This is a genomic window from Hydrocarboniphaga sp., from assembly GCF_965279055.1.
In the GTDB taxonomy this organism is placed as follows: domain Bacteria; phylum Pseudomonadota; class Gammaproteobacteria; order Nevskiales; family Nevskiaceae; genus Hydrocarboniphaga.
Genome location: NZ_OZ257125.1, coordinates 3,141,606 through 3,159,524 on the forward strand (window position 1 = coordinate 3,141,606; position 17,919 = coordinate 3,159,524).

At 64.6% G+C, this 17,919-nt stretch carries 15 protein-coding genes and 1 CRISPR repeat array (1 of these 16 cut by a window edge); of the genes, 5 read left to right on the forward strand and 10 right to left on the reverse strand.

Annotated features, from left to right (window positions below):
* A CRISPR array of direct repeats spans positions 1–620; the repeat unit is 28 nt; unit sequence TTTCTGAGCTGCCTACGCGGCAGTCCAC; it begins 1,327 nt to the left of the window's first position.
* 128 nt (positions 621–748) lie between these two features.
* From cas6f to csy1, 4 genes are read right to left on the reverse strand one after another with little or no spacing between them, the layout of a single operon-like run.
* Positions 749–1,306 (reverse strand): type I-F CRISPR-associated endoribonuclease Cas6/Csy4, encoded by a 558-nt coding sequence (gene cas6f / locus ACQZF9_RS14230; RefSeq protein ID WP_428309621.1) that lies wholly within the window; start codon positions 1,304–1,306, stop codon positions 749–751.
* A gap of 9 nt (positions 1,307–1,315) precedes the next feature.
* Positions 1,316–2,356 (reverse strand): type I-F CRISPR-associated protein Csy3, encoded by a 1,041-nt coding sequence (gene csy3, locus ACQZF9_RS14235; protein ID WP_428309622.1) that lies wholly within the window; start codon positions 2,354–2,356, stop codon positions 1,316–1,318.
* Positions 2,353–3,342 (reverse strand): type I-F CRISPR-associated protein Csy2, encoded by a 990-nt coding sequence (csy2, locus tag ACQZF9_RS14240; protein WP_428309623.1) that lies wholly within the window; start codon positions 3,340–3,342, stop codon positions 2,353–2,355. The genes csy3 and csy2 overlap by 4 nt, the downstream gene beginning before the upstream one ends.
* The gene (gene csy1 / locus ACQZF9_RS14245; protein ID WP_428309624.1) at positions 3,335–4,651 is read right to left on the reverse strand and encodes a type I-F CRISPR-associated protein Csy1; all 1,317 of its coding nucleotides are present in this window, start codon (positions 4,649–4,651) and stop codon (positions 3,335–3,337) included. The genes csy2 and csy1 overlap by 8 nt, the downstream gene beginning before the upstream one ends.
* Before the next feature lie 39 nt (positions 4,652–4,690).
* Here csy1 and ACQZF9_RS14250 point away from each other — a divergent pair, with 39 nt between their 5' ends.
* Together ACQZF9_RS14250 and ACQZF9_RS14255 are read left to right on the forward strand one after the other, a co-directional pair.
* On the forward strand, positions 4,691–4,960 hold the full coding sequence (locus tag ACQZF9_RS14250; protein WP_428309625.1) for a BrnT family toxin: 270 nt from the start codon (positions 4,691–4,693) through the stop codon (positions 4,958–4,960).
* Positions 4,950–5,168, forward strand: coding sequence for a hypothetical protein (locus tag ACQZF9_RS14255; protein WP_428309626.1), 219 nt, complete (start codon positions 4,950–4,952; stop codon positions 5,166–5,168). Before ACQZF9_RS14250 ends, ACQZF9_RS14255 begins: the two co-directional genes overlap by 11 nt.
* Positions 5,169–5,171: 3 nt before the next feature.
* On the opposite strand, the gene cas3f is transcribed toward ACQZF9_RS14255, so the two are convergent.
* The 5 genes from cas3f to ACQZF9_RS14280 all read right to left on the reverse strand — a co-directional run bounded on the left by cas3f (position 5,172) and on the right by ACQZF9_RS14280 (position 13,424).
* Positions 5,172–8,489 (reverse strand): type I-F CRISPR-associated helicase Cas3f, encoded by a 3,318-nt coding sequence (gene cas3f, locus ACQZF9_RS14260; protein ID WP_428309627.1) that lies wholly within the window; start codon positions 8,487–8,489, stop codon positions 5,172–5,174.
* Positions 8,486–9,463: a type I-F CRISPR-associated endonuclease Cas1f gene (cas1f, locus tag ACQZF9_RS14265; RefSeq protein ID WP_428309628.1), complete on the reverse strand. Its 978-nt coding sequence runs from the start codon at positions 9,461–9,463 to the stop codon at positions 8,486–8,488. Before cas1f ends, cas3f begins: the two co-directional genes overlap by 4 nt.
* An 83-nt stretch (positions 9,464–9,546) precedes the next feature.
* Positions 9,547–10,653 (reverse strand): heparan-alpha-glucosaminide N-acetyltransferase domain-containing protein, encoded by a 1,107-nt coding sequence (locus tag ACQZF9_RS14270; protein WP_428309629.1) that lies wholly within the window; start codon positions 10,651–10,653, stop codon positions 9,547–9,549.
* Between the two features lie 54 nt (positions 10,654–10,707).
* Entirely contained in the window at positions 10,708–11,274 is a 567-nt protein-coding gene (gene dcd, locus ACQZF9_RS14275; protein ID WP_428309630.1) for a dCTP deaminase, read from the reverse strand.
* A 59-nt stretch (positions 11,275–11,333) separates the two neighbouring features.
* Positions 11,334–13,424, reverse strand: a complete 2,091-nt coding sequence (locus ACQZF9_RS14280; protein WP_428309631.1) for a C1 family peptidase — start codon at positions 13,422–13,424, stop codon at positions 11,334–11,336.
* A 143-nt stretch (positions 13,425–13,567) separates the two neighbouring features.
* On the opposite strand from ACQZF9_RS14280, the gene ACQZF9_RS14285 reads away from it, so the two are divergent.
* Positions 13,568–14,209 (forward strand): glutathione S-transferase family protein, encoded by a 642-nt coding sequence (locus tag ACQZF9_RS14285; RefSeq protein WP_428309632.1) that lies wholly within the window; start codon positions 13,568–13,570, stop codon positions 14,207–14,209.
* Positions 14,210–14,240: 31 nt separating this feature from the next.
* On the opposite strand, the gene apbC is transcribed toward ACQZF9_RS14285, so the two are convergent.
* The gene (gene apbC / locus ACQZF9_RS14290; RefSeq protein ID WP_428309633.1) at positions 14,241–15,320 is read right to left on the reverse strand and encodes an iron-sulfur cluster carrier protein ApbC; all 1,080 of its coding nucleotides are present in this window, start codon (positions 15,318–15,320) and stop codon (positions 14,241–14,243) included.
* A 191-nt stretch (positions 15,321–15,511) separates the two neighbouring features.
* Between apbC and ACQZF9_RS14295 the strand changes: the two genes are divergently transcribed.
* Together ACQZF9_RS14295 and ACQZF9_RS14300 are read left to right on the forward strand one after the other, a co-directional pair.
* Positions 15,512–16,852 (forward strand): hypothetical protein, encoded by a 1,341-nt coding sequence (locus tag ACQZF9_RS14295; RefSeq protein ID WP_428309634.1) that lies wholly within the window; start codon positions 15,512–15,514, stop codon positions 16,850–16,852.
* A gap of 187 nt (positions 16,853–17,039) precedes the next feature.
* On the forward strand, positions 17,040–17,894 hold the full coding sequence (locus ACQZF9_RS14300; RefSeq protein WP_428309635.1) for a LamG domain-containing protein: 855 nt from the start codon (positions 17,040–17,042) through the stop codon (positions 17,892–17,894).
* The last annotated feature ends 25 nt before the right edge of the window (positions 17,895–17,919 follow it).

The following is a 17,919-nucleotide window of genomic DNA, read 5'->3' on the forward strand; positions in this document are numbered from 1 at the left end:
CTGCCTACGCGGCAGTCCACGGTGACTACCCAGATGCCCGCGCGTTGTTCAATTTCTGAGCTGCCTACGCGGCAGTCCACCCAGACCCTGCGCACCACCGTGGCGTGCTTGTTTTCTGAGCTGCCTACGCGGCAGTCCACACGAAGAGCCGCCGCTCGACATCTACTCCGAGTTTCTGAGCTGCCTACGCGGCAGTCCACGGCAGCTACGACCAGGGCCGCAGGCGCTGGCATTTCTGAGCTGCCTACGCGGCAGTCCACGTAGCGGGCGCGGTCGGCGGCGTCGCATACATTTTCTGAGCTGCCTACGCGGCAGTCCACAAGCGGGCGGCGCTGGCTATCTGGTAGAGGCTTTTCTGAGCTGCCTACGCGGCAGTCCACAGTCTGAGCCTGACGCTGCGCGGCCGGATGATTTTCTGAGCTGCCTACGCGGCAGTCCACGTCGAGCGGCAGCGCCGGCATCGCGCAGTACATTTCTGAGCTGCCTACGCGGCAGTCCACACCAGTCATGAAGGCGCGCCGTCTCGCCGCGTTTTCTGAGCTGCCTACGCGGCAGTCCACGCGGCGGTTCGTCTCGATCGCCAGCGGCCAGTTTTCTGAGCTGCCTACGCGGCAGTCCACTACGGAATAAACTATTTATGTGTCTGATACTCATTACAATTATAGAGAATCGGAAGCGCGGCCAAATTTCGGGCTGGGCTCATAAGTTATTGATTTCACGGTCCCGGCGTCCTTGATCGGAAAAAGGGTCAGAACCACGGCACCGTTGCTGTGTCGCTCAATCCATAGCTGCCGAAGTGCCCGGGTTGAGCTTGTTCCAAGAGCGGGCCATGGTCGATAAACAGGCGGAAGGCCTGCGCCGTGCTGGAGCTTTTCAGTTGCAGGTACGGTAGCCGGATGGTTTCCCTGGCGGAGTCGGGAACCCTTTCCAGCGCCTGCTCCGCGGTCAGCCCATGCCGCCGCATCTGGCGCCGTCTCAATCGTTCGGGACTACTTTTAGCCTGAACACGCCGGACAACGCGGTGCGTGGCGCCTTGCGGCGACTGGGCAATTGGGCCTGCAATAACGTGGTCGAGCATGCCTGCAAGCCAGGCCTGCTCCATCAACTGGCTCAACGAGTCCGCGCTGCCGTGCAATCGCATTTGCGTACCGAGGCGATAACCGTCGTACCCAGGGAAGCTAACGCCGACATCACCCTGGCCGCGATGCGCCAAGGCGCGGTGCAATTTGGAGAACAGCGCATCCATCAGGGTTTGCGAGGCAAAGTCCGGGTCCGGCCGCAAGCGAATATCAATGTGGTGTGTCATGCAACCGCCTCAGCCTTTGTCGCTGTCGCCAAACACGCCGCCCCGGATCAGGTTGGCGATGACGTAGTGCTGGTTGCCGATGGAGGGCACTTCGTCTTTCAACACCCAGCGGTCGAGCAGTGTGTAAAAGTCCTGCTTGGCCTTCGGCTGGCGATACGCCTTGCCCTGTGACGTAACCGAGCCGTAGGGCTCCACCGCAATCGGCCCCAGGCTGTCGTCGGTGCCGGAGAACTCGGCATACCAGGTATCGATCGTGCGTAGCGCATTGCCGATCTTCTGCGAGTGCATCGCGGCGACATCGCCAACCTTGTAAAGCGTCTTGCTCTTGTCGCGCGTGCTCTTGTCCAGGATCAGCTCCTGCGAAGGAAAAACCTCCTGCCCTGCGCCCACCCTGACGAATGCGGTAACGGCCAACAACACATAGCCGCGCCCGGCAAGGCCCTCCTCGATTGCCGTGGCAAGCTCGCATAGGGCTTGATCACTGCCGATATCAAAACTGCGCCAAGGCTGGTTCAGCGCGCTGAACGTCCATTGGCTGGCGGCGCGACCATCCTGCATGCGGCTAACCTGTATCTCGACCGATTCCGCACCGATCCGGTTGCGCCACAGGAAACGTCCGTTGGCAATGTTGACGGCGTAGCGCCGCGCCAGTTCCGCAAAACCCGTCGCGTCTTTGTAAGCCTGTACGGTTTGAAGCAACTTGGCGCGATAGGGCGCGTTGTTGCAGGCGGACGGCGTGCCGGTGCTGCCCAAGACCCTCAATGTGAACTGCGCCTTGAGTGTGTCGGCACTCGCCGGCAGCGTAGCAACATCAACCGTCTGCAGGTTGGGGTTCTCGATCGACGCGTCGAGCTTGGCCGGGTCCTGATCCTTGGTCTTTAGCCTATTGGAGATGGTGCCGCGCACCGACTTCTCGCGAATAGTGATGGCAGGCCAGCCCGCCGCGTCCCCACGTGCGTCCCAGGAGCCAGAGGCAAAGAGCGCATCTGACGGATCGAGCTTGCGTTCGAAAGCCAGTACGGAGGCAGTTTTGAGTTCAGTGGTCGTCATGTCGTTACCCCTTGTTGAATTTCCAGCGAAGGCGCTTCGGTTACGGCGTAGTCGTTGATGCAGCCATACAGGCCCGCTTCGGCATCGGCCTGGTGGTACCAGAGCAGGCGGCTGGGATCGTCGAGACGATGCGGGCTGATCCATTCGCCGAGGCTGTAGACGCTTTCCACAAACCGGAAAGGGATGGTCGGGTCACGCGCATTGCGAACCGTGCCCGCGTCGTACAGCGGCGAGATCGCGGCGTAGCCGACCGGTAGCGGGACCAGCCAGCCGCGCCGCTGACGGATGCTCCAGACGACCGCGTTACTATCGGTTGAGGTTTCGCAGTCCCAGTGCAGAGCGCATAGGTCCAATAAGGCATCCAGCGCCGTGCTCTCGGGAACCAGCGCCCGCAATTCGCTGAGCCGCTGTTGCAGCCGGTCGTCGCGGCTCACTAGCGCAAAACCCGGAAGCAGCCTTCGCTTGAGCTTGCGGAAGTAGGAGCGCGAGGCGTCTTCGTCGGTTGGCAGGATGCTGAGCGACGGCTCGTGTCGATAGTCGGGCGCCGACGCCAGGATGGATCCGCCCGCCAGCCTCTGCCCTTGCGCCAGGCCGAGAATCTGTTGCGCCATCGCAGCCAACTCTTCGGGCGTGAATTCGAACAGCGAGTCACCGTGAACCCCCACCAGCAAACTCACCTCAAAGTGTGTGCGCCCTTCTTCGACAAACGCCGGTGGATTGCCGTTTTCGTCGTTGGGATTGCGTGTCAGGCAAAAACTTTTGACATAGCCGCCGGCCATCTGCGGCTCGAACTCGTGGCACACAACGCCGACACCGTCGAGGTGCACATCCACGCCGAGCGCCTCCGGCAAACGGCGCGACAGCGCATGCACGAATCCAGTAAATGCGGACGGTGCCGGAAAGCCCCAGCTGAAAGGGCCAGAGATCGCGTTGGCGTTCTGCACGCGCAATCGCGGCAACAACAGTAGAGCGTGGGGCTTATTCATCGCGCAGCTCCCGGCTCAGCCATTGCAGTTCTTCTTCCAGCATTTTTTTCCATTCGCGCTGCTCGGGGTCGCCCATCGGCAGGCGATCACTACCGACCTCATGGTTGAGCCAGTTGCCGAAGCGATGACTCACCTGCTGCTGCCAATCCGTGAGGCTGGCCTGGGAGGCGAAGTCTGCATCGGCATAAGCGCGGTGCGGGTCGAGCCAATAGGCTTCCGCCGCGTCGAGCTTGCAAGCCGGATCGGCACTCCAGCCGGGCGGAAGATCGCGCAGGCCTGCCGCGATATGGAGCGCATCGTCGATGATCGCCTGTACGTAGCGCTCGCGCGCATCGCGTAAGTGGACCGTGCTGCGATCGGGCGGCAGGCTATCGAGGTAGGCCTTGAGCGCCTTGATCTTGTCGCGAATCTCCCTTGATGATCGCGACAGCCAGCCATTGAAAACCGTCGTAGTGCGGGTCGGCGGCTGCAGCGGCTGGCGGTTCCACACTGGGGGACACGAGGGCAGCAGATAGCCGACACCGCCGCGCTCACTGTTCAGCTGGCTGATGTTCTGCGGCTTGCTGCCGCCGAACGCGCGGCTTGCCAGATTGGGATACTCGCGATAACCCGATGGATACGCTTCGCCCTTCTTCCTCGCATCTCGCGCAGCCTTGCTTTCGTCCGAGAAACGATCCTGCTGGATGCGCAGGTGAATTTTGTGCGCCAGGGACGTGGGATACAGCGGCGCCAGCAGGTGATAGGCGCGATCATCCCCGGCGGCGGCGAGCGGAAAATACAATTGCTTGGCGAGCGTATGGCTGGACGGCGTGTCGGCATCCTCGGTGATGCCGGCAAACGCCTGGCACCAGGCCCGCGCCCGTTCTGGATCGGCGCAGAACGCCGCCTTGAGTGCCGCATCACCGGAGCGGGCCAACTGCAATACGGTCTGCCCGCCCGATTCCAGCTTCAGAAACTTGAACACGTCCAGCGCGGCGGCGTTGCCGACGACGTCGTCGGCCATCAACTCGCCGGCACTACTCACCAAGGGCTCGGGCAATGCCGACGGCGGCGCGTAATGAACGCTGCTACCGCGCGCATCCGGATGGCTGTACTTGACCGCATGTGTCACCAGCCGAATCTGCCCGACCCGCTTGGCCGCGTTTTCCAGCCAGGCCTCGCGGCCGTATTCCTGTTGCAAATGCTCGCGCTTCTGATGCTCGTCAGCACCGAGCTTTTCCAGCTTGGAGTTCAGCCGTGCGCCAATGAAGCCTTCAACGACCGATCGAATCAATGCCACTTCGCCAGCATCAAGCCCTTCCATACTCATCACATCCCCCTTTCGCTACGGCCGCCCTATAATTTTCAGATGGAGTACGACTGGAACATCGCCAAAGCCGCGAAGAACCTGAAGAAGCACAAGGTTAGCTTCGAGGAAGCGGCGTCGGTTTTCGGCGACCCTCTCGCCTATACCTTCCCGGACCCGGATCATTCAGAGGGCGAGCATCGTCTGCTGACCTTTGGCTTGTCTGTGGATCAGCGCATACTGGTCGTGTCACATCTCGAACATCCGCGCGGAATCCGTATCATCAGCGCCAGAATGGCGACGACACATGAGCGCAAAATCTATGAAAGCTAACAAGGTCGAGAAAGACACGCTACGACCCGAGTACCGCCGCGAAGACTTGGGCAGCGGAGTGCGTGGCAAGTATTTCGAGCGCCACACCCAGGGCACAAATCTGGTGCTGCTGCAGCCCGACGTGGCCAAAGCCTTCCCGACGCAAGAGTCCGTCAACGAGGCGCTTCGCGGGCTGATGCAGTCGGCGCTGCGCGCGGCGCAGTCCTGAAGCTCAGGCCAGATAGCCATCGAAACCGAGTTGCGGGTGGTAGCGCCAGCCCTGCGTTCTTTCTTCTAGTTCCAGGCCGCCGAAGACCAGCGCCGCCCGATCTAGCGTCATGTCGGCTAACTCGGCGGCCTCCGACAGCAGCTTGAGGTAGGAGTCGGTGCCCCAGGACTCGATGCCGGGGCCGTATTGCAGGTCGATCAGGTGCAGCTTCGACTGCCGCTCCTGGGGCGCACCGTCGGGGAGCACGCATTTGAAGACGATGTTCTCGTCCTCGTCCGGTTCAAGGATGTAGCGTTCGCGCTGGCCATGCTCCTTCCTGAAAGGCTGCAGGCTCTGAAGAACCCCGGTCAGATGAGCCGCCGGACGCTCCCACCACAGTGAAACCGGCCAGGCCTCACGCGCGCCTTCGGTGGCCATCATCGCCGCCAGCCGCGCGTGCTCCATGTCGACGAGGTTGTTCCTGGCATCGAGCACACGGTTGGCGACGATGCGCGGCGCCGCATCCAGCGGCGTGAACTGCTCGGGCCGCAGAATGTTCGCGAGCTTGTGGCTTTTCAGCAGATAGTCCCCGCCCTTCTCGAAGCCGGGCTTGCAGTACGCCGGCTGGCCGGGGGCTTCCAGGCTCCGCAGGTTGGTGCCGAGCAGCACGATGTTCGGCGACGTGCTGGGCTCATCGCGATGGCGTTTGACACGGCCGGCGAGCTGGATGATGGAGCGCATCGAAGACGGCTCGACGATCGCCCAGTCGTAGTCGTGATCCCGGCCCACTTCGGCCACCGCCGTGGCGAGTACCACGAACAGATGATCGGTCTCCGTCGCGGTGCTGCGATCCAGGCGTGCGCGTATGTCGGCATGCTTGAAAATGGGGTCCGGGTCGGCTGGCTTGTCCTTATGCCGGTCCAGCACCTTGTCGAGCGTGCGTTCGATGGCAGCACGCACGACCAGCGGATGCTGGCTGTGATAGCAGCACAGGTGTATGCGCTGGCCGGACTCTGCGCCGCGAGCCAGCAGGTTGATCGCGGTGTCGATCAGCGGCGCAATGTTGGCCATGCGGATCAGGCCGAAGCTAACTCGCTTGCCGGTCTTCGGGTCCGTGCAGTGATGTTGCGCATGCAAGCCGCGCATTGCCGGCCCCAGGGCAGCTGCCCATTGCCTGCGGATTTCCTCGCCCCGGCCAGACGCGATGTCCACAGGCTGGACGATGGCCTGCCGACGCGGAACCCGCTCCTTCAGCTTGGCGAGACGCCGGCCAACAAAGCCGAGATGGCTCTCGGCAAACTGGGCGGCGTCGGCACACTCATGGGTTACGGCACCATTTTCGTCGAACCACGCGCAGCAGATATTCGCCGGTTTGTTCGGTGTGCCTCGATTGCGCTGATACACACTGCGACCGTCGAGATACGCGGCAAACAAACCCTGGATCAGTGCCGGCGGAAGCGTGGCCGACGACAGCAGGACGCGGCTACCAAGCAGCGCGGCCCAATGAACCAGCCGCGTCAGCGCCGGCAAGTCGTCCATGTCGAAGTCGTCGGGCTCGTCCAGGATCAGATCGGAGGTCATCACCCGCAGCATCGGCGCGATCTGCTGCCCGCCGCGCGTGCCTTCGGTGGCTGGGATCAGGTGATCGATCGTCGCAACCAGGATAGGCGCATAGACCAGCGGCAAGGCGCCTCGATTGTCTCCGAGCCAAGCCTTCATTGGCCCGTCCGGCAGACTACCTTCGTAGTGCACGTAGGCGTCGGCACCGATCAGCGATTCGGCGGACTCGCTGCCGCGGTGGGCCGCGGCGCTCTGGTCGAGCTTGTTCCGCTCCTTGTCGCTCAACTCCTTGGCGTACTCAAACAGCTCTTTGACGCCGACACCGCCGACACGAACCGCAAGCGAATCGGCACCTAGCTTGAGTTTTTGCCGGTAAGCCTCGCCCGTTTGCAAAGTGAGCGTGCGCAAGCCGAGCGCGATGGTGAAGCGCGCACCGCGCCGCGGATCGGCCAGCGCATACGCAATGCGGCCGTTGGCCAGGGTCTTGCCGCAGCCGGTGGATGCCATGTTCACACCGAAGAAACCACCATCGGCGGCTTTCTGGCGTACCGAACAGGCGAGATCGTAGGCGCGATCCTGCCAGGCGAAATTGCGATCGGCACTGCGCCGGACGAACCCCTTGTGACGAGCAACGCGCGGCAGCTCACGGTCGAGCCGTGGCAGTTGACGCGCCACGTAGCCGGCGTGATAGCCGACCCCCATCAGATGCTCGTCCAGATGCTGCTTGCACTGGCCCGTGTCCCGATCGGTATTGGCAAAAAGCGGAAAGCGCGGGTCGCCTCGCGTCTCATCGTGCGGCAGGCTTGAGTAGTGATGATCCGCGAGCATCACGCACAGACGACTCAAATGGGCCACGTAGGGATCGGCGAGCCAGTCGGCCTCAAACAGGCTGCGCTGTTTGAGCATGGCTTGGGCGACCCGGCGGACATCGGCGCACCAGTTGGCACTGGCAAACGGCGTCCCTTTTGGAAAATCCCAACAGGCCGCTTTTTCGGCGGCAGAGGCATCCGCGCGGGCTCGATTCCAGGCGGACGTGATGAGCTTGGGAACATGCTTGAGCTGCTCACTGCTCACCAGCTCGCCCTTGTCCGGATTCGGTAGAAAGTGATGGCTGACAATCAACCAACCGACCGCTCTGGCCAAGTGCAGTTGCCCGGCTTTGGGATCGAACGCGGCGACCGCTGCGGGTTGGTCGTCCCGAACCAGCCGATCCATCCACTTGGGCTTCTTGTCCGCCTGCAGGTCCGCGAGCCGCGCCAGCCAGGCGTCGTCGTCCACTGCATCGCCCACAAACGCCATGAACATCCGCAGCGACACCCACTCATGCCGGTAGGCGTCCGCTGACGGCTTGGCGGGGCCATGCCCAGAGGCCTTGAGCTTGGCCTGGAACGCCCGTGATGCCTTGCCCACGTCATGGAACAAGGCCGCCAGCTTCGCCAGCAGGCGGATCACTTCGCCGTGATGCCAGTCGTTCTCACTGTGAGCGCGGCGCACATCCAGCGAGGTCGCATTGGTTGGCACGGCACCCTCGGCATTGAAGCGCGCGGCATTGCCGACGATCCAGATGAGTTCGCTGTGGTCGCGCCCGCGAATCCAGTGGCAGGCGACCGCGCTGTTGCGCCGCGCGCTCTTGCTCAGCACCCGACGAATCGCGTCCAACCCCTGCTGGGTCACGGATGTCTGCCAGGTTCGCTCGCCGCGGCGCTCGGCAAACTGGTCGAGCATGCGGCGTGTTTCAAACAGCGCCTTGCCCGAGCACTGCGATATCAGCAGCACGTTCATGCGGGCTCGGGGGCTACCGACATCGCAATCGACTTCATGCTGTCGATCATGAAATCCAGTGACTCGGTCTGCGTGAGCGCCTCGATACAGCCGCGACGGAACTCCTGCTCTTCATGCCCCGCCATCGCGGAAATGAAGGCCTGCGGCAATATCACAGCGTCCTTGACCAGATCGGCAACATCGAATACCAGGCCACCCCGCCGCGTCTTGCCGTGGAGCACCGCCAAGCCGTGCGGGAGGCCCAAGACCCAGGTCGCGGTCGCAGCCAGGCCGTAGGCAAGGTAATTGCCGTGATCCAGAAAACGGTTCGCAGGGTCGGTGCCGCTGCCGCGCTTGGCTCGCGTGAAGTCTCCATACGCCGTGGTCCGTGCAGCGAGGCGGAAAAGAGACCGAGTCAGCCTTGCTTCACCCAGCAGCAGGGACTCAGTGTCCGGCGCGCCTGCAACGGCTTTGGCGGCGGCGTCGACAAGGTTGCGCAACTCGTCGGCTCGTACTTCAAAACCGGCGTCCATCAGCGCGCGGCTGCGAGGCCAGTAGCCGGCTATTCGCTCCAGCCTCGCGAGTTGGATCGCCTTGGCAGCCTTCAGTCGTAGCGCATCGTCGAACCAGAAGCGGACCCAGGCCTGGAGATACTCGGTCGGGCGATATTCGCTTTGCGGCGAGAGCCAGGCGACTTCTATATCCACCTCGTTGGCACTGAACAGCGGTGTGCCGCCACCGCCGCAGAAGCCGACCAGCACACCCGCACGGGCCAGTTCGCGCATCGCAGCCTGTGTGATCGAGGTGCCAGTGCCGAGCAGTACCGTGGTGGTATTGGCGATCGGGATATTCCAGTACAGAGACTGGCGACCTTCGTCGGTCAGATATTCGACGCGCCCGCCGTTGACCAGAACGCGGCAATGTTCGAGGTAGTAGATATGCGCACGCTTCGAGTGAAGAATGCTTTTCAACTCGGTCGCGTTGATTTCGTCCACAGATCGAATCCCCCGACGGCGATCTTCCGCCGAACCTCAGATTGCCATATCACGGACTCTAGCTCGACAGCTCGGATGCCGGACTAGAACAGTCTCCACAAGGAGTCGCTGGGCTTATTGCGTTTGAATGCGCCATACCAGCGGCAGGCCGGATACAGCAACAGCAGTCCGCCCAGCCAGCTCGTGTAGACCAGCGCGAGGCCGCCGCCATGCGGGAACAGCAGGCCGAGCGCCGCGTACAGATACAGATGCAGCAGATAGAAGAACAGCGCGCTGCGGCCAAACACGCGCGCCGGTGTCGCCACTAACGACGGCAGCGCCGCAATCGCCGACCAGGCGAGCAGCAGTGAGCCTGTCGTCAGCGAAAGATAGGCCAGCCCCGGCGGGTACTTGGTCAGCGCAAGCCAGGCCCTCCAGCCGTCGCCGAGCGCATGCGCATCGCCGGAATCGGCCGCGCGCAGCAGCACGAACGTCAGCAGCAACAGCACGCCGATCCAGGGCAGCGCGCGCCGCGTTGCCTGTGGCGCGACCCGCAGCGCGCGCCCGGTCAGCAGCCCCACGCCGCTGACGGCGGCCCAGGGCATCAGCGGGTAATACACCTGCAGCCAGTCGCTATGTCCCGGGACCAGCAGCAGCCGCATCGACGGGCCGTACAGCCTTGCCGGATCGGCCGAGGCGATGGTCAATGAGCTGCAGGCGAGCATGCCGGCGATCACCAGCGCGATCGACCAAGCCGGCAGGTTTTTCAGCAGCCCCCACAACATCAGCGACGCGCCCAGGCCGTAGAGCACACCCAGGTGCACCAGCACTGGCGAGCCGCCACCGGGCACGGCGCCACCGCGATGAAGGTACGACCCGGCATCGCCGCTGATCGAGGCCAGCAGCCAGGCCGGATTTTCGATCACCTGCTGCAGCAGGATCAGCAGCGCACCGCGCAGCAGGAAGTAGCGCGGCGGCCGCTGCGTGTTGGCGATGCCGACGCCCATCAGCAGAAAGAAGCCCGGCGCGCAGACATGCGTGATCAGGCGCGTCAGCAGCCACCGGGCGTCGTCGTAGACCGGCAAGGCCGCGCCCCAGAATTCGCTGGAATGCTGGTGGGCGACCATCAGGCTGGCGTGGTCGATCGCCATCAGCATGATGATCGCGCCGCGCAGCAGGTCGACATCGTCCCAGCGCGGCGTGGAGTTCATCGCCGACTTATCAGACGTCATTCCCGCGAAAGCGCGAATGACCGCCTCCCCGGCTCAGGTCTTCGGCAGCGTGACGCCGGTCTGGCCCTGGTACTTGCCGCCGCGATCCTTGTAGCTGGTTTCGCAGATTTCGTCGGACTCCAGGAACAGCATCTGCGCGACGCCTTCGTTGGCATAGATTTTCGCCGGCAGCGGCGTGGTGTTGGAGAACTCCAGGGTCACGTGGCCTTCCCATTCCGGCTCCAGCGGCGTCACGTTGACGATGATGCCGCAGCGCGCGTAGGTGCTCTTGCCCAGGCAGATGGTCAGCACGCTGCGCGGGATGCGGAAGTACTCGACGGTGCGTGCCAGCGCGAACGAGTTCGGCGGGATGATGCACACCGGGCCCTTGACGTCGACGAAGGTTTTTTCGTCGAAGTTCTTCGGGTCGACGATGGTCGAGTTGATGTTGGTGAAGATCTTGAATTCGTCGGCGCAGCGCACGTCGTAGCCGTAGCTGGAGGTGCCGTAGCTGACGATCTTGCCATCGCCATTGGCCCGCACCTGGCCGCCCTCGAAAGGCTCGATCATGCCGTGATCGCGCGCCATGCGTTTGATCCAGCGGTCGGATTTGATGCTCATGCGGCCAGCTGCCTATGCGTCGGTGTGGGCGCGCATTGTAGCCGGGCTCGTCGGCCGGCTCAGAACGCCTGCAGGTTGTCGACCGCCACCGGCGGCTCGGCGACGCCCAGCACCCGCGCCAGGGTCGCGCCGATCACGTCGATGTCGTTGTCGAAGGAGCCGTGGGCCAGCGCGATGGTCTGGCCGGCGGCCGTGCCGGTGCGCACCAGCTTGTCCTTGTGCACCTGCAGCGCCACCGCGCCGGCGGCGGCGAAAGCGCGCCACTGCGCGAGGTCGGCCTGCGTCGCCTCGCTGGCGTTCCACAGCCTGGTATCGCTGTCGGCGCCGACCGCGTGCCAGGCCGCCTCCATGCCCAGCAGCGGCATCTTGTGCAGGCTCTCGAGCGCGCGGCTGACCAGGTACAGCAGCGATTTGGCGTAAGGCCCGACGGTATCGGCGAGTTCGCGCTCGTTGCTCATCAGGTCGACATGCAGGTCGGCCGCCGCGAGCACGCCGTTGTTGACCGCGCCGATGTAGCGACGGTTGGCGAAGCCTACCGTGCAGGCCGGCGCGAACAGCGAGGTCGAGCGCACCGGCAGTGCCGGCTGCGCCGCGGTCGGCGCGCACAGATCCAGCAGATGGCCGAGCAGGATACCGCCGGCGCTGTGACCGACCAGATGGATCTCCAGTTTCGGCAGCGCCGCTTTCAGCGCGCGCAGTTGCTCGGCCAGCAGCCAAAGACCGCTGCCGCCGTCGGCCGCGGCCTCGGCGTTCTGCTTGATCTGCATCCACACCGGCTTGACCAGCGCGCGCTCGGCCAGCGCCTCGATCGCGCGATCGGCCTGGTCGCGCGCCCATTCCCAGCCGCTGCCGACGATGCCGGCGCCGAACAGCTTGTCGGTGGTGTCGTGCAGCATGCCGACGATGCTCTCCCACACGCCGGTGCGCCAGGTAACGAACAGCGGATAGATATCGTTGGCGGCGAAGTACGGCGCCAGCACGCGAATGCGCTTGATCGACGCGGCCTCGTCGTTGAGTCCGCCGTGCGCGTAGATCGCGATGCGCGGGGTTTTCTGCAATTTCGCCTGTGACTTCAGCCAGGCCAGCGGCGAGTCGAACGCGGCGATCTTCACCGCGGCCTGCGCGTTCGGCGCGCTGATGTAGCGGTTCTGCGGCTCGCCGTTGTTGCCGAGCACCACCGAGTGTTCGTAGGCCGCAGCCTCGCTCCACGGCAGCACCGCCGGATAGGCCGCTGCCGCGGCGGCTTGCGGCACGATCGCCAGATTCGGCGCGGCCTGGCGGTCGCGCAGCGCCTCGCTGCTGCGGGTGCGCTCGGCGGCAGCGCCGAGCATCGGCGCGCCCATCGCCGCGACCCAGGCGTCGCTGCCGTGCAGCACCCAGTCCGCATACGTCAGCAGCGCGAAGCCATGAAAGCCCCATTGCCGGCCCCAGGAGTTCTGCACGATGAAGCCCTGCGGGGTGTAGCCGACCAGCGCGAAGGCATGGCCGTTCGGCGCGTTCTTGTGGCAGGCGATCACCGGCAGCGAGGCGGACTTCTGCGGCACCGCGGCCCAGCCGTCGTGCACCGAGGCGGCGACATAGATCGCGCCAACCTCGTGTATCGCCGCCTGCATGTCGGCAATCGACGAGCTGTCGACGCGGTAATACGCGCCCAGCGGCCGCAGCGCCGCGTCCTGCTCCCAGCCTTTTTTCGGCGCGACGAACTCGCCGTTTTTATCGGCGTAAGGCCACAGCGCCGCGCTGCAGACGCCGTGACGATGCCAGCCCTTCATCGCGCCGCGGCAGCTCGATCCGTCGTAGTCCTCGCCCGGCCACTCGTCGTACTGGCGCGCCAGTTGGTAGAGCATGCGCGGACTGACGCTGGCCTGCCTCTGCTTCGACCGCGGCGCGTTGCGCCAGGCGATGAAATTGATCACGCCGGCCAGGCCAAAGCCGGTGCAGGCGCCCTCGGAGCCCTGATTCAGCACCAGACCCTGCGCGGCGATGTCCGCGCAGAACCCGGCGAGCTTGCGCGGCTCCGGCGTCTGCGCCGGCAAGGCGATCAGCGGCGGTGTGTAGACGCGGTCGCGAAAGTCGACGCGATCCGGGCGCGCATCGAAGCGACGCCCGCTGTCGCCGATCGTCGGCAGCACTTGCTTGCTGGTGGCCATGCGTTCTCTCCCTGAAACCACGGCTCGGCGGCCTCGCCGGTCTGTGCACGAACGCTAGCGCGTCACCGGCCGCGCCGCTATCGGCATTCGTCACATCCGCGCTAGGCTCGATCGGATAAGAACAAAACCCGGGGAGCCGCTTCATGCTGATCATTCACCATCTGGGCGTGTCGCAATCCGAGCGCATCGTCTGGCTTTGCGAAGAACTCGGCCTTCCCTACCAGCTCCAGCACTACGAGCGCGACGCGAAAAGCCGGCTGGCACCGCCCGAATACCGCGCGCTGCATCCGATGGGCATCGCGCCGGTGATCAACGACGGCGCGGTGACGCTGGCCGAGTCCGGCGCGATCATCGAATACCTGCTGGCGAAATACGGCCAGGGCCGGCTGGTGGTGGCGCCCGATCAGCCGAACTTTGCGGACTACCTGTTCTGGCTGCACTTCGCCAACGGCACGCTGATGCCGGCGGAAATGAGCGGCCTGATGGCGGCGCGGCTCGGCCTGCAGGCCGACTCGCCGACGATGAAGGGCCTGATGAGCCGTGGCGAACGCGGCTTCGCGATGGTCGAGCAGCGCCTCGGCGAAAGCGCTTATTTCGCCGGCGCGCAGTTCACCGCAGCCGATGTGATCATGCTGTTCCCGCTGACGACGATGCGCGCCTTCTCGCGCCGCGATCTCGCCGCGTACCCGAACATTCGCGCCTACCTGCAGCGCATCGGCGCGCGGCCGGCGTATCGCCGGGCGATGGCCGCGGGTGATCCGGGAATGGAGCCGATGCTGGCTTGAGTTGCGGTTGCTGCCACGCGTTTTTACGAACTCAATCGTCCGAAACCGACAGGCTCGGAAACGCATCGACCTCGCCGTGCGCCAGCCGCGCGACCGCGCGCAGTGCGATGTCGCGATAGGCCTGCGCCGCCGCCGAAGCCGGATCGGCCACCACGGTCGGCGTGCCGCCGTCGGCCTGCTCGCGGATCCTGCCGTCCAGCGGCAGGCGGCCGAGCAGCTCGACGCCGGTTTCGCGCGCCAGCTTGTCGCCGCCGCCCTGCCCGAAAATCGCGCTTTGATGGCCGCAGTTGGGGCAGCAGAAGACGCTCATGTTCTCGACCACGCCGAGTACGCTGACGTCGACCTTCTTGAACATCTCCAGGCCCTTGCGCGCGTCCAGCAGCGCGATGTCCTGGGGCGTGGTGACGATCACCGCGCCGGACAGCGGGATCTTCTGCGACAGCGTCAGCGCGATGTCGCCGGTGCCCGGTGGCATGTCGATGATCAGATAGTCGAGATCGTCCCAGCGCGTTTCGGTCAGCAGCTGCATCAGCGCGGAGGTGACCATCGGCCCGCGCCAGATCGTCGGCTGCGAGTCGTCGATCAGGTAGCCGATGCTCATCGACTGCAGGCCGTGGGCGATCACCGGGTTCATGATCTTGCCGTCGGGCGACGTCGGCCTTGCGCTGCTGCCGAGCATGCGCGGCTGGCTGGGCCCGTAGATGTCGGCGTCGAGCAGGCCGACGCGCGCACCCTCGGCCTGCAGCGCCAGCGCCAGATTCACCGCGACCGTGGACTTGCCGACGCCGCCCTTGCCGCTGGCCACGGCGATGACGTTGCGGATCTGCGCCAGCGGCCGCAGGTTCTTCTGCACCGCGTGCGGCGTGACGCGCCAGCGCACCGAGATGTCGCAGTCCAGGCCGGTGGCTTGCTCGATCCGCTCGCCGAGCGCGGCGGCCAGGACCGGCACGTGCTGTCCGGCCGGAAAACCCAGTTCGAGTTCGACAAGGGCGCGACGCCCCTGCTCTTCGGCGCGGCGCACCACGCCGGCGCTGATCAGGTCACGGCCAATCAGCGGATCGACGAAAGCCGCGAGCACGGCCTGCAAACGGGGAGCAAAACTGGCGGACATGACGATCCCTGACCAAAAAAAGGGGCGCTGAGTCTAGCCGCCCTGCCCGGTGCCTGCGCCGCCTGCGTTCCGTCGCTGGGCGCCTGCCGCGAGCTGCGGCACGGTCTGGGACGAGTTTTGCATGCAAGTGTCATCGCGTAAGGGCATCATGAGGCTCGCCGCGTCATCGCCTTTACCCGGGACTTGTGCCAATGAATCTGCTCCGCAACGGAATGCGCCTGGGCGCGCTGCTGTTTTCGATCGCCACCACCACCGTCTGCACCCCGGCGCTGGCCCAGTCCGGCTGGGGCGTGTGGCTGACGCCGGACGCCAGCTGCACCGGCGACCAGGCCTGGTACGGCCAGCAGAACATCCAGAGCGAGCCCACCGGCATGCGCAACATCGCCTATCCGGAAGGCAACGCCACCTACTGGGCACGCGTGATCGACGGCCCCATCGGCAGCACGGTGACGATCAAGGGCCAGTTCCCGGCGGCGCGCTACATGGGCATCCAGGTCTACGACATCGAGCACAACGTGCGCAGCGCGATCGGCGACCAGGACATCAACCCGGACAGCGGCAGCAACAACCCGTTCCGCGCCGGCGCCACCGCCGAACTCGGCACCTATACCGTCAAGCTGGTGTTCGGCGCGACGCCGGCGACGCCGGCACCGAACACCATCTACTCGGACGGCCTGACCGAAATCGGCCTGCTCTACCGCGTCTACTACCCGAACAACGTCAAGAGCCTGATCGGCAGCACCACCTCGCCGGCGCTGCCGACGATCAAGCAGGACGGCGTCAAGATGGCCACCTGCAAACCGCGGCCGATCCTGCCCAAGAGCGAAACCGTCAACGGCCACATCGACCAGTACGACTTCACCGGCACCATCCCGACCGACACGCGGCCGGTGACCAACCCGCCGAGCCTGCTGCTGTCGATCACCAATCCGCTGACACCGTTCTATCCCAGCGCCGACAACAACTACATGTCGGCATTGATCAGCCGCCAGTTCATGACCGCGCCCTACGACTACAACATGGTGGTCATGCGGATGAAGACGCCGACGTACCCGAACACACAGCTGGGCGAGGCGCCGTGGCTGGCGACCACCGAGCGCCAGGTGCGTTTCTGGTCGGTGTGCGAAAACGAGCCGCTGACCACCGGCGTCACGCGCTGCCTGGCCGACGGCCAGAGCACGCCGCTGGACGGCTACGTCACCGTGGTGTTCTCCGATCCTTCGAACAAACCCAGCAGCTCGCAGCTGCAGACCTGGGGCGCGAGCTGGCTGCCGCTGGGGGCGCTGACCGCCAGCGACGTCGTCTACGACATCAACGGCAACCCCAAGACCAATGCCGACGGCATCTACTGGTACGGCTTCATCCTGTACCGGCAGACGCTCGCCAACCCGAACTGGACGCAATCGATGGCCGCGGTCGGCCAGCTGCCGCGCACGCAGGTCAAGGCCGCGATGGGCGACTACTACCCGAAGATCGGCTACTGCCGGAAGTCGGATTTCAAGAAACTGGGCGCGGGCTGCATCGGGCTGTGAGCAGCGCGCTTCATGCGGCACGAGTCCGCTGCGGCTGACAGATTCGTTGGGGTCGCCAGGGGACAACGGGATTCTCGGGGATTTTCATGTGCAGCCTGACGGCGCGACGAAGCTCAGCGCGCCCGATCAGCAGTAGCGAACAGACCGACGCAGGCTCGAAATCACATCGCTTCGGGGGAAGCAGACCATGAAATATCGCAGCATCGCCGCCGTCACGCTGCTCATCTCCAGCGTCACCCGGCCGGCGTTCGCCGATCTTGACGACGGCCTGGTCGCCTACTTTCCGTTTGATGGAAACACCGCCGACGCCACCGCCAATCACAACGACGGCGTCAACATGGGCGCGACGCTGACAACGGATCACTACGGCAATCCGAACAGCGCCTACGCTTTCGACGGCACTGTCTACATCAGCGTGCCCAATTCGGAATCGCTGGCCTCGCTGAAGAAGCAGTACAGCGTGACCGCCTGGGTCAAGGTGGCCGCCTGGACCTATGCTCTGGCGCCGATGATCTGCAAGGGCACCACGCCGACGCATGCGCAGTACCGACCTTCGTTCAATGCAAGCGGCTACTTCGATCTGCACGGCGGTGTCGCGGTCGATACCAGCTTCAGCCCTGCGCTGAACACCTGGTATTTCATCGCCGCCACCTGGAATAACGGCACCGCCAAAGTCTTCGTCAACGGCGCGCAGATCGGCAAGGTGACCGGCGCGCTGCCGGTCGAGGTCAACGACGAAGCGCTTGAGATCGGTCGCGACCAGCCCGGCAGCGTGGAATATCTGAATGGCGCACTCGACGAGATTCGCATCTACAACCGCACGCTGTCAGAAGCGGAAATCACCGAGCTGTACGGCCCGCCTCCGATCGGTGGCAGCGTCAAGGGGCTGAGCAGCAAGAGCGTGCTCTGCAAAAATCAGACAAGCTCGCAGTCGGTGACGATCCCGCTGAACGGCGTCAAAAGCTGGGATTGCACCGCCGCGGGCCTGACGGCGAACAGCGGCGACATCATCGTACAGACCGTCAAGGGCGTCTCGCCCTAGGCTCGGCCGCTCTGGCGCGGATGCG

Bases quoted from the DNA above. Each gene is read 5' to 3' on its own strand.
- cas6f (WP_428309621.1), bottom strand. From the start codon at position 1,306: ATGACACACCACATTGATATTCGCTTGCGGCCGGACCCGGACTTTGCC.
- csy3 (WP_428309622.1), bottom strand. From the start codon at position 2,356: ATGACGACCACTGAACTCAAAACTGCCTCCGTACTGGCTTTCGAACGC.
- csy2 (WP_428309623.1), bottom strand. From the start codon at position 3,342: ATGAATAAGCCCCACGCTCTACTGTTGTTGCCGCGATTGCGCGTGCAG.
- csy1 (WP_428309624.1), bottom strand. From the start codon at position 4,651: ATGAGTATGGAAGGGCTTGATGCTGGCGAAGTGGCATTGATTCGATCG.
- ACQZF9_RS14250 (WP_428309625.1), top strand. From the start codon at position 4,691: ATGGAGTACGACTGGAACATCGCCAAAGCCGCGAAGAACCTGAAGAAG.
- ACQZF9_RS14255 (WP_428309626.1), top strand. From the start codon at position 4,950: ATGAAAGCTAACAAGGTCGAGAAAGACACGCTACGACCCGAGTACCGC.
- cas3f (WP_428309627.1), bottom strand. From the start codon at position 8,489: ATGAACGTGCTGCTGATATCGCAGTGCTCGGGCAAGGCGCTGTTTGAA.
- ACQZF9_RS14270 (WP_428309629.1), bottom strand. From the start codon at position 10,653: ATGAACTCCACGCCGCGCTGGGACGATGTCGACCTGCTGCGCGGCGCG.
- dcd (WP_428309630.1), bottom strand. From the start codon at position 11,274: ATGAGCATCAAATCCGACCGCTGGATCAAACGCATGGCGCGCGATCAC.
- ACQZF9_RS14280 (WP_428309631.1), bottom strand. From the start codon at position 13,424: ATGGCCACCAGCAAGCAAGTGCTGCCGACGATCGGCGACAGCGGGCGT.
- ACQZF9_RS14285 (WP_428309632.1), top strand. From the start codon at position 13,568: ATGCTGATCATTCACCATCTGGGCGTGTCGCAATCCGAGCGCATCGTC.
- apbC (WP_428309633.1), bottom strand. From the start codon at position 15,320: ATGTCCGCCAGTTTTGCTCCCCGTTTGCAGGCCGTGCTCGCGGCTTTC.
- ACQZF9_RS14295 (WP_428309634.1), top strand. From the start codon at position 15,512: ATGAATCTGCTCCGCAACGGAATGCGCCTGGGCGCGCTGCTGTTTTCG.
- ACQZF9_RS14300 (WP_428309635.1), top strand. From the start codon at position 17,040: ATGAAATATCGCAGCATCGCCGCCGTCACGCTGCTCATCTCCAGCGTC.